The organism is Phyllobacterium sp. CCNWLW109 (assembly GCF_037203905.1).
Lineage (GTDB): Bacteria > Pseudomonadota > Alphaproteobacteria > Rhizobiales > Rhizobiaceae > Phyllobacterium > Phyllobacterium ifriqiyense.
The window spans coordinates 20,399-33,092 of sequence record NZ_JBBCBK010000006.1 but is presented as its reverse complement, the minus strand read 5'-3'; the positions used below and the strand labels follow the sequence as shown (position 1 = coordinate 33,092).

The following is a 12,694-nucleotide window of genomic DNA, read 5'->3' as shown; positions in this document are numbered from 1 at the left end:
CATTGTTTATCTATCATGCGTGTTGATCTTTTCGATTTCGACCTGCCGGAAGACAACATTGCATTGAGACCAGCAGAGCCGCGCGATTCAGCGCGGCTTTTGCTTGTGAAGAATGATGGTTCCGAATTTCAGGACAGCAGCGTGCGCAACCTTGGGGATTTTCTTCGGGAAGGCGATGCTCTGGTATTCAATGATACCAAAGTGATACCCGCTCAACTTGAAGGGTTTCGTGAACGGGAGGGTGTGAAAGCACAAATAAGCGCGACGCTGCATATGCGGGTCGGGCCTGATCGCTGGAAGGCCTTTCTGCGACCGGCAAAGCGCATCAAGCAAGGCGAGCGTATCGATTTCGGACATGGCAATAATGCCTGCCTGCTCGGTTCGTTACAGGCGACTGTCGCCGAAAAAGGTGATGCTGGCGAAGCATTGCTCGTGTTTGATTTCAGTGGCGCTGATCTTGATCAAGCCATTGCCGCGGTGGGGCACATTCCCTTGCCGCCTTATATTGCCTCCAAACGCGCGGAAGATGAGCGGGACCAGGCAGACTACCAGACTGTTTATGCCCGTGAAGAAGGCGCTGTTGCTGCCCCGACTGCCGGACTGCATTTTACCCCGGAGTTGCTGGCGGAACTGAAAACGCGCGGGATTGAAGAACATTTTGTCACTTTGCATGTTGGCGCGGGGACTTTTCTGCCGGTTAAAGCCGATGATACGGCCGATCATAAGATGCATGCAGAGATTGGCACGGTCGATGCGGCAACTGCAGAGGCATTGAATGCCGTAAGAGCGCGGGGCGGGCGTATTGTTGCTGTTGGCACGACATCATTACGCTTGCTTGAAAGTGCGACGGATGTTGACGGAACCATAAAGGCTTGGTCCGGGCCGACCGACATATTCATTACCCCCGGCTATCAGTTTCGTGCAGTGGACATGCTGATGACCAATTTTCACCTGCCGCGCTCGACCCTGTTCATGCTTGTTTCGGCATTCAGCGGGTTTGAACGCATGCATGCCGCTTATGACTATGCGATCAAAAACCGCTATCGCTTCTATTCCTATGGTGACGCAAGCCTGTTATGGCGATCGGCATCATGACAAGCGAAAACTTTGAATTCAAATTGATAGCAACTGACGGCAAAGCCCGGCGTGGTGAAATCATCATGCCGCGCGGTACCGTTCGTACACCTGCCTTCATGCCTGTTGGTACGGCGGGAACTGTCAAAGCCATGTATATGGATCAGGTGCGGGATCTCGGCGCCGATATTATTCTGGGCAATACCTATCATTTGATGCTGCGTCCGGGCGCGGAACGTGTCGCCAAACTCGGCGGGCTTCATGATTTCGCTCGTTGGCCCGGTCCCATTCTCACTGATTCCGGCGGTTTTCAGGTTATGTCGCTGGCGCAACTGCGCAAGCTTGACGAGAAGGGCGTTACCTTCCGGTCACATATAGATGGCCGCGCCTATGAAATGACACCTGAGCGCTCGATTGAAATTCAGGGATTGCTGGATTCAGATATTCAGATGCAGTTGGATGAGTGCGTTGCGCTGCCTTCCACGCCAAAAGATATTCAACGCGCCATGGAGCTTTCGTTGCGTTGGGCAGAACGATGCCAAATTGCGTTTGGTACTCAGCCGGGAAAGGCAATGTTTGGCATTGTGCAAGGTGGTGACGTACCGGATCTGCGTATTCGCTCGGCGCAAGCTCTCAAATCTATGGACTTGAAGGGCTATGCAGTTGGCGGATTGGCGGTTGGCGAACCGCAGGAAGTCATGCTCGATATGCTGGACGTGACTTGCCCCGAGCTGCCATCAGAAAAGCCCCGCTACCTGATGGGTGTTGGTACGCCTGATGACATTTTGAAGTCGGTCGCGCGCGGTATTGATATGTTCGATTGCGTAATGCCGACCAGGGCAGGGCGGCACGGGCTGGCCTTTACCCGGCGAGGTAAAGTCAATCTGCGCAATGCGCGCCACGCGGATGACCCCCGTCCGCTTGACGAAGAGTCGACGTGCCCGGCAGCACGGGATTATAGCCGCGCCTACCTTCACCATCTCGTCAAATCAGGTGAAGCGCTCGGTGGAATGTTGCTGACATGGAATAATCTTGCCTATTACCAGCAACTCATGCAGGGCGTGCGTAGTGCAATTGAAGCAACACGATTTGATGATTTTGTCGGTGAAACACAGGCTGCCTGGGCGACTGGCGACATTCCTGTTGTTTGATTAATCTGCTGATTGAAAGAGCAGTTTTAAACGATCGATTGTTGCGATCTGCTCATCATGGCTTAAACCCTCCATCTCAAAGAGTTTGAGGCTGCGCATGCCTTCAATGGTCAGAAATGCCATCAGTGCAAGCGTCGGATCGTCTGAATTTTCACGAATACGTTGAAATAGCTGCTTATTATAACGACGGATCGGATCAAGAAATGTCGGGTCATTGGCAATCGCCGCCAGAATGCCCGATGGCTCTTTTTCATTGCAGATAAATTGCGCCCTGAAAACCGCAATACAAGCAAGAATGACGCTATTCCTGCCGTGATTCCTGGCTGCTTCCTCTTTCTTCAGTGATTCGTCAAACTCAGCCATATGTTGTTCAACAAGGGCTTCCAGCAGTTTTGCCTTGGTCGGGAAAGTGTAAAGAAGCCCTCCTTTTGAAAGTCCCGCTCTGCGTGCAACCGCATCAAGCGAAAGATTAACCGGCCCGATCTCCATAGTTATTTCGGCTGCTGCCTGGAGAATTTTATCTTTCGTGGAGAGCGTGTCCGCCTTCATTCTAAAACTTTCGTTGTAGTCAACCTGCCAACTGATATTGACAATACCGTCCAGACGGTACAGTACATTACATGTGGCAATCAAGTCCACACCACGTTAATGTCATATGACAGGCTGGCAGAAATTTTGCTGGCCATTGTTTTGTTTCGGAGCGGTTTCCCCCATGATTAAGCGCTACATAGTCCCCGTGATCGTTCTGATCCTGGTCGTATTGCTCGGTGTTGGATTGGTTGGATTCAATCTGTTCCGGGATAAGGCTATCAAAGATTTCTTCGCAACCATGCAGCAGCCAGCCGCTCCCGTATCAACTTATACGGTTGAGCCTGGCGTGTGGACGCCCAATATCGAAGCAATTGGTACAGTTAGCGCCATTCAGGGTGTTGAGCTGGCCGTAGAGGTGGCTGGTATCGTCAAGGATATTCCTTTCAAAGCCAACCAGATGATCGAGAAGGGTGAAGCTCTGTTGCAACTCGATGATGCCATCGAAAAGGCGGATATCGTTGCTGCGAAGGCACAGGATGTTCTGGCTGACCAGACGCTGGAGCGCGCACGTACGCTGAATACACGCGGCGTCGGTGCGGTTTCAAGCGTAGATGAAGCCCAGTCGGCCTCCTTGGCCAAGAAGGCAGAAATCGCCAAGTTGCAGGCCGTACTTGATCAAAAGCTCATCAAAGCTCCATTCAAGGGTACGGTTGGTATCCCTCGTATCGAACTTGGTCAGTATTTGTCGCCAGGCACGGTCGTTGTTTCGTTGCAGGATCTTAACACAATGCGTGTTGATTTTACTGTGCCCGAACAGTCGCTTGCCTCGATCAACATTGATCAACCGATCAAGCTCAATCTGACAGACAATGACGAAAGCTTCGATGGCGTAATTACCGCTATTGAACCACGTATCGACCCATCGACCCGGCTTGTATCTGTACGTGCCAAGGTTGAAAACTCGTCCGGCAAGCTTCGTCCCGGCCAGTTTGCTCAGGTTCGCGTAACGCTTCCCAAGGAAGAGAACGTTGTGACCTTGCCTCAGACAGCGCTCGTTTCCAGCTTGTATGGCGACTATGTGTTTGTTGTTCGTCCTGCTCCAGAAAAGCCAGCTGAAGGCACGGCTCCTGCAGACGCCGCAAAGTCTGACGAAGCAAAACCTGCAGACGCAGCAAAGCCGGCTGAGGGCGAGAAGAAAGAAGAAAAGCTCGTCGTAGCTCAGGTCTTCGTTACGCCCGGCCGTCGCTCTGGATTGGTGGTTGAAGTCACCAAGGGCCTGAAAAAGGGCGATATAGTTGTAACCGCAGGTCAAAACCGCTTGAGCCCCGGCGCTGCGGTGAAGATCGACAACTCCGTTAACCCAGCCAATACAACCGACGCAGGACTGCCAAAGAAATGAATTTTTCCGAGATATTCATTCGCCGTCCAGTCCTCTCGACGGTTGTAGCATTGATGATCATTCTGCTTGGCGCCCAGGGTCTCGTGAACTTGTCCGTTCGCGAATACCCGAAGGTCGAGGAAACGGTTATCACCATTTCAACAGCCTATCCGGGCGCGAGCGCGGATCTGATGCAGGGCTTTATTTCGTCGCCTATCGCAAAAGCGGTAACGACGACTGAAAACATCGACTATGTGACCTCGTCCTCGTCGCCATCGTCCAGTAAAGTTACTGTACAGATGAAGCTTGGCGCTGACCCCGATGCTGCGTTGACCGAAGTTATCTCCAAGGTCAATCAGGTTCGCGGCGATCTGCCAACGGAATCCGATGATCCGATCATTACCAAGGGAACTGGTCAGGACTTCGCGACGATGTATCTCGCCGTGCAGAACCCCAATATGACCAGTGAGCAGATTACCGAATATCTCGAACGCGTTATTCAACCGCGCATGTCGACGATTCAAGGTGTTGCTGACGCCCAGATTCTTGGTGGTCAGGTATTCTCGATGCGCGTCTGGATCGATCCGATCAAGCTTGCAGCACGCGGTACAACCGCAACGGAAGTTCTGACTGCGATCAATCAGTCAAACTTCCTGTCAGCGCCGGGCAAGGTGAAGAACCTTTATGTCGCTTCACCAATTACCCTCAAGACAACATTGCAGACACCTGAAGCATTCGGCGCGATGCCGATCAAATCCGAAGGCGACAATATCGTGCGTCTGCGTGATGTTGCGCGCGTGGAATTGGGTGCGGTAAGCAAAGACACAGTTGTGACCTTCAATGGTTCCAGCGGTACATTCCTAGGCATTTTCCCGACACCGGCGGCCAATCCGATTGATATGACCGCCGCTGTTCGAGAAGAACTTCCGTCGATTCAACAGTCGCTTCCAGAAGGCATGACAATCACCATGCTTTATGATGCTACTGAGCAAATCAGCTCGTCCATCGAAGAAGTGTTGAAGACTGTTGTTGAAGCGGTGCTGATCGTTGTTGCGGTTATCTTGCTGTTCCTCGGCTCGTTCCGGTCGGTTATTATTCCGGTCGTAACTATCCCGATCTCGCTTGTCGGTGTGTGCTTTTTCCTTTTCCTGCTAGGCTATTCGATCAATCTTCTATCGCTTTTGGCGATGGTTCTTGCGATCGGGCTGGTGGTGGATGACGCGATTGTCGTTTTGGAGAATATTCATCGCCATATCGAAGAGGGGCTGAAACCAGTCGATGCCGCATTGCGCGGTATGAAGGAAATTACCGGCCCTATCATCGCTATGACTGTAACGCTTGCCGCTGTGTTCGCACCGCTAGGCTTTACGGGTGGTCTTACGGGTTCATTGTTCCGCGAATTTGCGTTTACGCTCGCAGGCTCGGTTATCATCTCCGGTGTGGCCGCTCTGACCGTATCTCCAATGATGTGCGCTCTCCTGCTTCGCGGCGGCAACCATAGCCGGTTCCAGCGGATCGTCGATGGTGCTTTTGGCTGGCTTGAAGGTGCATATGAACGGCGCGTTGCCGGGTCGCTGGGCTTCCGCCCGGTAACATTGTTCATTGTTATCGCACTTGTTGCTTTGACCGGCTTCCTCTTCACCAAGACGTCTTCTGAACTGGCTCCGGAAGAAGATTCCGGCGCTCTGTTCTCAATCGTCAACGCTCCGCAATATGCTACCTCTGCTTATACGAAGCTTTATGCCGATCAGATCGACAATCTGACCAAAGATTTGCCGGAGCTAAAAGCCCGCTTCAATATTCTTGGATTGGGAACGACAAATTCGGCATTTGCGATCTGGGTGTTCAAGGACTGGTCTGATCGTGACAAGTCGCAGAAGCAATTGCAGGAAGAGTTGCAAGGCCGTATTTCGCCTATAGCCGGCGCGGAGGCATTCATCTTCTCACCACCAACGCTTCCGGGTACAGGCGGTGGCTTGCCTATCTCGGTGGTCATTCAGTCAACGGGACCGGCTGACAAGGTCTTTGAAGTTGCCGAAGAGATCAAGAACAAGGCGCAGGCGTCTGGTCAGTTCATTATCGTCCAGAACTCGCTGTCATTCAACGCACCTCAAGTCACGATCACGATCGACCGTGACAGGGCTTCGGCCTTGGGCGTTCCCGTCAGCGAGATAGGTCAGACGCTCGGTTTGCTCGTTGGTGAGCCGAAAGTGTCGAAGTTTGATCGCGACTCCAACAGCTATGATATCTATCCGCAGGTCCCGCAGGATTTCCGGTCCAATCCGGATAAACTGGGACAGTACTTCGTCAGGAGTGCATCGGGAACAATGGTTCCTCTGTCTGCGGTTGTGAAAATCAGCGAGAATGCATCGCCAGCGGCTATCGAGCAGTTCAACCAGCTCAATTCCGCGACCATCTCGGCATTGCCACTGCCTGGCGTGACGACCGGTCAGGGCCTGCAAACGGTTATCGATACTGCACGTCCATTGATGCCGGATGGGTTCTTCATGGATTATTCAGGCCAGTCTCGTCTGGAAATCGAACAGGGAAGTACAATCCTGATCGCATTTGCTTTGGCTGTGGTGGTTATCTATCTCGTGCTTGCGGCGCAGTTCGAAAGCTTCCGTGATCCGTTCATCATCATGATGTCGGTTCCCCTGTCGATCTTTGGTGCTATCGTACCGCTGAATCTCGGGCTGGGCACGCTGAACATCTATACACAGGTTGGACTGATCACGCTCGTCGGGCTGATTACCAAGCATGGTATTTTGATGGTGGAGTTTGCCAATCAGCAACGTGAGCTTCATGGAATTTCGCGACATGACGCGATTATTCTGGCGGCAAAGACACGTCTTCGCCCGATCCTGATGACAACTGCAGCTATGGCCTTGGGCGTTATCCCATTGATCACGGCAACAGGCGCAGGTGCAGCCGCTCGTTACTCGATCGGTCTGGTGATCTTCTCCGGTATTTTGGTCGGAACGATCTTCACACTGTTTGTGGTGCCGATGTTCTACACCTTCATTTCCAGAAAGGATTTGAAGTCAGAGGCCGCCGACCCTGAGCCCACTGCGGCGGGCCACTACGGCAGAGTAAACCAATAAACAAAAAGGCCTCCGGACCAGATCGATCCGGAGGCCTTTTTTACGGTACAGTAATCAGGCGCGTTTAACGGCGCGGATGATTACAAGCAGGATAATCGCGCCAATTGCTGCAGCGATAATCTGTCCGATTATGCCCGCACCCAACGAGATGCCGAGCCTTGGAAACAAGAACCCTGCAATAAAAGCGCCGATCACGCCGACGACAAGGTCGCCGACGAGGCCAAAGCCACCGCCGCGAACCAGCATGCTGGCCAGCCAGCCAGCAATCAGTCCAACCAGTAGAAATACGAGAAGACCTTCTCCGCCCATATCAAGTTCTCCAATAACCGGTTTCACCACGATGGTTCGCAGGCCTGGATTCCTCAATCCATAATCGGCAAGAGAATCATCAAGACGAAGTTTACGCTGAGCCCGTGCTTTTGGATAACGAAACTTGATCCAGCCAAAACCGCTGCTTAGTCAACAGTTCCAACGACAGCTACACAATCACCCGGTTTGACCAAGCCTGGGAAGTGTCGAGCCGCAAGAACGCCGGTTATTCCAGCTCTTATTTCCGCGGGAGCAGCACCAGTGCGGCCAATCGGATAGATTTGAGCAATCAATTGCCCTTCCTGAACTGCTTCGCCAAGATCGACCATGGTTTCAATGAGGCCTGCATCCTCGGCAAATGAGAAGCAGTTTCCAGATGGCATGTCGAGCCAACGGGTCTCACGATGTTCAATTGCGCCGTGCAAAATGCCCGCATGCCGAAGAACATTTGCTGCGCCGCGCTTTGCTATCGCCACCGTTTCGGCGCGAGCCGTACCGCCACCACCAAGTTCAGTGGTGACAAACACCTTGCCCATTTCTTCCACGGTCGTGTCATACATTCCGACGGCATCAATCTCCAACATCCGCATGGACCATGGGGCAGAGAATGCCTTGACCGCATCAAAGCCTTTGGCCTCTTGAACCTTGTCAGGCAGAATATGAGCCGCAGCGAAAGGCACGAAATCAAGCGTCTTGCCGCCTGAATGGAAATCCAAGACCACATCCGCACGCGGGAGCAATTCCCGAGTGAAGTAGTCGGCGATCTTCTGCGTTACCGTGCCATCCGGCTTCCCGGGATAGCTTCGGTTCATATTGCCTTTATCGATGGGCGATGTCCGCGTGCCAGCCTGAAATGCCGGATAGTTCATCGCGGGCACAATGATGACGGTGCCATTGATGGTGTTGATGTCGAGTGTCCGGGCAAGATCGAACAGGGCTATCGGACCTTCATACTCGTCGCCGTGATTGCCGCCCGTTAGAAGTGCCGTCGGTCCATCTCCATTACGCAGAACCGCTATAGGGATCATTACAGATCCCCACGCAGAGTCGTCGCGGCTATAAGGCAATCTCAAGAAACCATGCTGTACACCCTGCTTGTCGAGATCAATGGTGGGCGTGACAGGTGAGGGCCGAAGTGTCTGTAACTGCATCGTAGCCTCAGTTTTTGACGATAAGCTTGCGCGGGAAGTTGGCGAGACATTCAACGCCGGTATCGGTGATCAAAATGCTCTCGGTGATCTCAAGCCCCATCGTCTCCAGCCAAAGTCCGGTCATGAAGTGAAATGTCATACCCGGTTCAAGCACCGTCTTATCGCCGGGACGCAGGCTCATGGTGCGTTCGCCCCAATCCGGTGGATAGGAAATACCGATTGGATAGCCGGTACGATTGTCTTTTACGATTCCGTATTTCTTCAAGACACCAAAGAAGCCGTTGGCAATGTCTTCGCATGTATTACCGGGTTTCGCTGCCGCAAGACCTGCCTCCATACCTTCGAGCGTGGCTTTTTCCGCATCCAGGAACTCCTGTGTCGGCTTGCCGAGAAACACTGTGCGGGAAAGTGGTACGTGATAACGGTTGTAGCAACCTGCAATCTCAAAGAATGTCCCTTCGCCAAGCTTCATTGGCTTGTCATTCCAGGTGAGGTGGGGTGCGGAAGCATCCGCACCGGAAGGAAGCAAAGGCACGATGGCGGGATAGTCGCCGCCAAACTCTGGCGTTCCACGAATTCCAGCATCGTAAATCTCTGCCACCAGATCGCATTTACGCATTCCGGGCTCGATCTTATCGACGATACGTTGATGCATCAGTTCGACAATACGCCCAGCCTTGCGCATATAATCAATTTCGGTGGGACTTTTGACTGCGCGCTGCCAGTTTACCAAAGCCGTCCCATCAACAAAGCGGGCTTTGGGCAGATGTTTTTGCAACGAGCCATAGGCGGCGGCGGAAAACCAGTAATTGTCCATCTCGACGCCGATAGTGAGCTTGTCCCAACCGCGCTCCTCAATAATTTGCGACAGGAAGTCCATGGGATGGCGTTCTGTTGACTGAACGTAGTGGTCCGCATAACCAATGATGTTGTCATGGTTCAGATAGGCTGTGCGTTTGGCGCCATTCGCATCCTGCCCGCGACCATACCAGAGAGGCTCTCCTTCAGGCGGCACAAGGACAGCCTGATGAACGTAAAACGACCAGCCATCATATCCGGTGAGCCACGCCATATTGGATGGATCGCTGCAGATCAAAAGATCGATTCCGCGTGCCTTCATTGCAGCGCGTGTCTTCTTCAATCGATCGGCAAACTCCTGCTTCGTAAACTTCAGGTTAGGTCCGGTCATTTCTATTTCCTCATGCTTGGGCAAAAGCCCCTTATCAACTTTCGAAACTGGTTCCAGCATTTGCGTGGGCTGCGCGTTCCCGTGCCAGCGTGGCGATGGCTGTGTCCTGCACGCCCGTGCCCGTCAGGTCAGCCAATGTGATTTGGGACGGTGAGGCGCGGCCTTTTGCGGAACCGGCAATGACTGCCCCGAGCTCACCATATGCAGCGTCTGGACCTACTAAGCCGGCTTTGATTGCGTGATGTAGTTCGCCCAAAATGCGTGTCTGCTTGAGACTGTCGGCAATGTAGAGATCAGCCTTGGTTATTATGTCGGGAGCCAGCTCGTTCTTATGTTCGGCGTCTGACCCCATGGCGGTGACGTGTTGCCCGGCACGTAGCCAGGCAGCTTGCAGAAGGGGATCGGAGGAGGGGGTAGTCGTGACAATAATGTCCGCAAGAGCCGCCGCATGTTCCGGATCGGCAATCGCTTTAACGGGAAAACCAAATTCTTTGCTTGCGCTATCGGCAATCTGTTCGGCCTTGGCGTAATCTCTTGCCCAGAAACATGCCTTCTCGATAGGCCGAACGAGAGTGAGCGCCTTTAACTGTAACAGTGCCTGCACACCCGCACCGAAAATCGTCGCGACGGTAGAATCGGGGCGCGACAAATGCTTGGCTGCCACTGCACCAGCAGCGGCGGTACGAATATCGGTCAAATAGCCATTATCGAGAAGCAATGCTTCTACGAGCCCGGTTTTACTGCTCAGCAAAACCATCATTCCATTGACGCTCGGCAAACCAAGTTTTGGATTGTCAAAGAAACCGGGGCTGATCTTTATTGCAAAACTATCAATGCCCGGCACATAGGCGGTTTTGACATCAACTTCGCCTCGATGTTCGGGAATATCGAGGCGCAAAATAGATGGCATGGCCACTGCTTTTGTTGCGAGTGCCTCAAAAGCGTTTTCAACGCAGGCGACAGCGTCAAGATTCAACCAGATGATTTTGCGTAGTTCTGCTTCTGTCAGAATGATCATGCGGGGCATTGTTCTGCTCTTCCACTGGACTGATCAGCGCAGATGACACTCTTGTGCTGATTCATATCGACGTTGCGCCCGGATAAAATGACAATGATTGGCCCGTCCGCGCGCACTTTGCCTGAAAGCAACGCGCCAATACCGACAGCAGCGGCACCCTCTATCACTTCGCGCTCATGTTGATAGGCATGACGCATGCCTGCTGCGATTTCCGGCTCGGTCAGTAAAATTACATCGTCAAGAAGGTCACGAGCCATTGCGAAGGTGAAACGATTATCGAGGCCGATACCACCACCGAGCGAATCCGCCAGACTAGCGCTTTCCTCAACGAGCACGGGTCTGCCTGCTTTCAAACTTGCGTGCATAGCGGCGCCATTCTGCATGGAAACACCAATGACTTTTGCATTCGGCTGCTTCGACTTGATCGCACAGGCAACGCCGGAGGCCAGCCCGCCACCTGACAGAGGAACAAAGACCGTGTGAATATTTGGAACGTCTTCGGCCATCTCCAGTCCGAGCGTGCCTTGTCCTGCAATGACATGTGCATTGTCGAAAGGCGGCACCATCACCAAACCGTCTTGAAGAACCAGGCGCTCGACTTCCTCTTGAGCGTCATCCTGCGATTTTCCGACAATATGTATCTCGGCACCAAGGCGGCGAATTTCATCAACCTTGTTCTGGGGAACGAGACGGGACATGCAGATTACGGCTCGCATGCCTTCCAGTCGCGCAGCATAGGCAAGTGCGCGACCATGATTTCCTGTTGACGCAGCAACAACGCCGCGCCGCTTTTCAGCCTCGGAAAGCTGGCTCAATGCATTGGTCGCGCCGCGTAATTTGAAGCTACCGGTTGTTTGCCGATGTTCAAGTTTCAGCCAGACGGGGACGCCCAGCTGTTGAGTAAGATACGCGGATTGAACTGTAGGTGTTCGCACGACTTTAGCCGCAATGGCATCATGCGCCTGTTCAATATCGTTTATGCTGACGAGGTTTGAAGCCATTTTCACCAGCTTGCCATGGGCTGAGCCATCAGGCTGCCGTGTTCAGGCTTAAACGAGTGATCACCGCATATACGCAGAGTTGCCCATGCGGTTGCAAGATTACTGGTCACAACTGGCTTGCCAATCGCCTGTTCGATTTCTGCCGCCACAATTGCTGCGCGAACGGCAGTACAAGATATGAACAAGGCATCCGCTTCGCTGGCGATTGTTTCGCGTGCAGCCAAGATCAATGACTTTGTGCTGATCCTTGCCATCTCCCGGTCATCATCCAGTCCAAAGCAGCTGAAATTCGCAATCTCAAAGCCCTTGTCGCTGAAATAGCTCGCCATTGGAGTGCTGGTCTCAAGCGTGTAAGGCGTAAGAATGCTGATCCTTTTCGCATCGAACGCCTCCAATGCCTTAACGGCGGCCAATGTGGGCGTAACCACAGGCACGTTCGGTTTGGCCTGCCGAATGGCATGCTCAATTTCATCATCGCCAATGACCACAGAGGCTGACGTGCAGGAATAACAGATTGCATCAAGCTCTTCGTCGGGCAGGATCATCCATGCGCCTTCGCTCATCGGACGAAGCATACGCCGCAGATTTCCAGGTGTGGTTGGATTGGCATAGGGAATGCGTGACGTATAAAGGCCAATATTGCTGCTGGCCACCATACGCTGAAAGTCCGGCTCGGTCGTGTGATCGGTGGCAAGAATGAGGAGGCCGACGCGCTTTGATAAAGGCCGATCATCAAAATCAAGATGCAAGTCCGTCTGGCGAATAGTCGGGATCGAGTCCATCTTTGT

Annotated in this window: 11 protein-coding genes; 4 read left to right on the top strand and 7 right to left on the bottom strand. The window is 53.0% G+C overall.

Annotation, left to right across the window (positions count from 1 at the left end; translation table 11 throughout):
• Nucleotides 1-15 precede the first annotated feature (15 nt).
• Both queA and tgt read left to right on the top strand, forming a co-directional pair.
• Nucleotides 16-1,095 (top strand): tRNA preQ1(34) S-adenosylmethionine ribosyltransferase-isomerase QueA, encoded by a 1,080-nt coding sequence (gene queA / locus V9K92_RS21870; RefSeq protein WP_337354970.1) that lies wholly within the window; start codon nucleotides 16-18, stop codon nucleotides 1,093-1,095.
• Nucleotides 1,092-2,225: a tRNA guanosine(34) transglycosylase Tgt gene (gene tgt / locus V9K92_RS21865; protein ID WP_337354969.1), complete on the top strand. Its 1,134-nt coding sequence runs from the start codon at nucleotides 1,092-1,094 to the stop codon at nucleotides 2,223-2,225. The genes queA and tgt overlap by 4 nt, the downstream gene beginning before the upstream one ends.
• On the opposite strand, the gene V9K92_RS21860 is transcribed toward tgt, so the two are convergent.
• Nucleotides 2,226-2,864 carry a TetR/AcrR family transcriptional regulator gene (locus tag V9K92_RS21860; protein ID WP_307284839.1) on the bottom strand — a complete coding sequence of 213 codons (639 nt, stop codon included), beginning with the start codon at nucleotides 2,862-2,864 and terminating at the stop codon, nucleotides 2,226-2,228.
• A gap of 73 nt (nucleotides 2,865-2,937) precedes the next feature.
• Between V9K92_RS21860 and V9K92_RS21855 the strand changes: the two genes are divergently transcribed.
• Entirely contained in the window at nucleotides 2,938-4,155 is a 1,218-nt protein-coding gene (locus V9K92_RS21855; RefSeq protein WP_336440162.1) for an efflux RND transporter periplasmic adaptor subunit, read from the top strand.
• Complete coding sequence (locus tag V9K92_RS21850; RefSeq protein ID WP_115053138.1) at nucleotides 4,152-7,238, top strand: efflux RND transporter permease subunit; 3,087 nt, start codon at nucleotides 4,152-4,154, stop codon at nucleotides 7,236-7,238. The genes V9K92_RS21855 and V9K92_RS21850 overlap by 4 nt, the downstream gene beginning before the upstream one ends.
• Nucleotides 7,239-7,292: 54 nt before the next feature.
• Here V9K92_RS21850 and V9K92_RS21845 read toward each other — a convergent pair whose 3' ends face one another.
• The 6 genes from V9K92_RS21845 to eutA all read right to left on the bottom strand — a co-directional run bounded on the left by V9K92_RS21845 (nucleotide 7,293) and on the right by eutA (nucleotide 12,688).
• Nucleotides 7,293-7,547 (bottom strand): GlsB/YeaQ/YmgE family stress response membrane protein, encoded by a 255-nt coding sequence (locus V9K92_RS21845; protein WP_008123031.1) that lies wholly within the window; start codon nucleotides 7,545-7,547, stop codon nucleotides 7,293-7,295.
• Between the two features lie 146 nt (nucleotides 7,548-7,693).
• A complete protein-coding gene (gene doeB, locus V9K92_RS21840) occupies nucleotides 7,694-8,698 on the bottom strand; it encodes a N(2)-acetyl-L-2,4-diaminobutanoate deacetylase DoeB (RefSeq protein ID WP_337354968.1) in 1,005 nt (334 codons plus the stop codon).
• A 7-nt stretch (nucleotides 8,699-8,705) separates the two neighbouring features.
• A complete protein-coding gene (gene doeA, locus V9K92_RS21835; RefSeq protein WP_337354967.1) occupies nucleotides 8,706-9,887 on the bottom strand; it encodes an ectoine hydrolase DoeA in 1,182 nt (393 codons plus the stop codon).
• Between the two features lie 34 nt (nucleotides 9,888-9,921).
• The gene (eutC, locus tag V9K92_RS21830) at nucleotides 9,922-10,914 is read right to left on the bottom strand and encodes an ectoine utilization protein EutC (protein ID WP_337354966.1); all 993 of its coding nucleotides are present in this window, start codon (nucleotides 10,912-10,914) and stop codon (nucleotides 9,922-9,924) included.
• Nucleotides 10,902-11,906, bottom strand: a complete 1,005-nt coding sequence (eutB, locus tag V9K92_RS21825) for a hydroxyectoine utilization dehydratase EutB (protein ID WP_337354965.1) — start codon at nucleotides 11,904-11,906, stop codon at nucleotides 10,902-10,904. Before eutB ends, eutC begins: the two co-directional genes overlap by 13 nt.
• Nucleotides 11,907-11,908: 2 nt before the next feature.
• Complete coding sequence (gene eutA / locus V9K92_RS21820) at nucleotides 11,909-12,688, bottom strand: ectoine utilization protein EutA (protein ID WP_337354964.1); 780 nt, start codon at nucleotides 12,686-12,688, stop codon at nucleotides 11,909-11,911.
• Nucleotides 12,689-12,694 lie beyond the last annotated feature (6 nt).

Bases quoted from the DNA above. Each gene is read 5' to 3' on its own strand.
- queA (WP_337354970.1), top strand. From the start codon at position 16: ATGCGTGTTGATCTTTTCGATTTCGACCTGCCGGAAGACAACATTGCA.
- tgt (WP_337354969.1), top strand. From the start codon at position 1,092: ATGACAAGCGAAAACTTTGAATTCAAATTGATAGCAACTGACGGCAAA.
- V9K92_RS21855 (WP_336440162.1), top strand. From the start codon at position 2,938: ATGATTAAGCGCTACATAGTCCCCGTGATCGTTCTGATCCTGGTCGTA.
- V9K92_RS21850 (WP_115053138.1), top strand. From the start codon at position 4,152: ATGAATTTTTCCGAGATATTCATTCGCCGTCCAGTCCTCTCGACGGTT.
- V9K92_RS21845 (WP_008123031.1), bottom strand. From the start codon at position 7,547: ATGGGCGGAGAAGGTCTTCTCGTATTTCTACTGGTTGGACTGATTGCT.
- doeB (WP_337354968.1), bottom strand. From the start codon at position 8,698: ATGCAGTTACAGACACTTCGGCCCTCACCTGTCACGCCCACCATTGAT.
- doeA (WP_337354967.1), bottom strand. From the start codon at position 9,887: ATGACCGGACCTAACCTGAAGTTTACGAAGCAGGAGTTTGCCGATCGA.
- eutC (WP_337354966.1), bottom strand. From the start codon at position 10,914: ATGCCCCGCATGATCATTCTGACAGAAGCAGAACTACGCAAAATCATC.
- eutB (WP_337354965.1), bottom strand. From the start codon at position 11,906: ATGGCTTCAAACCTCGTCAGCATAAACGATATTGAACAGGCGCATGAT.
- eutA (WP_337354964.1), bottom strand. From the start codon at position 12,688: ATGGACTCGATCCCGACTATTCGCCAGACGGACTTGCATCTTGATTTT.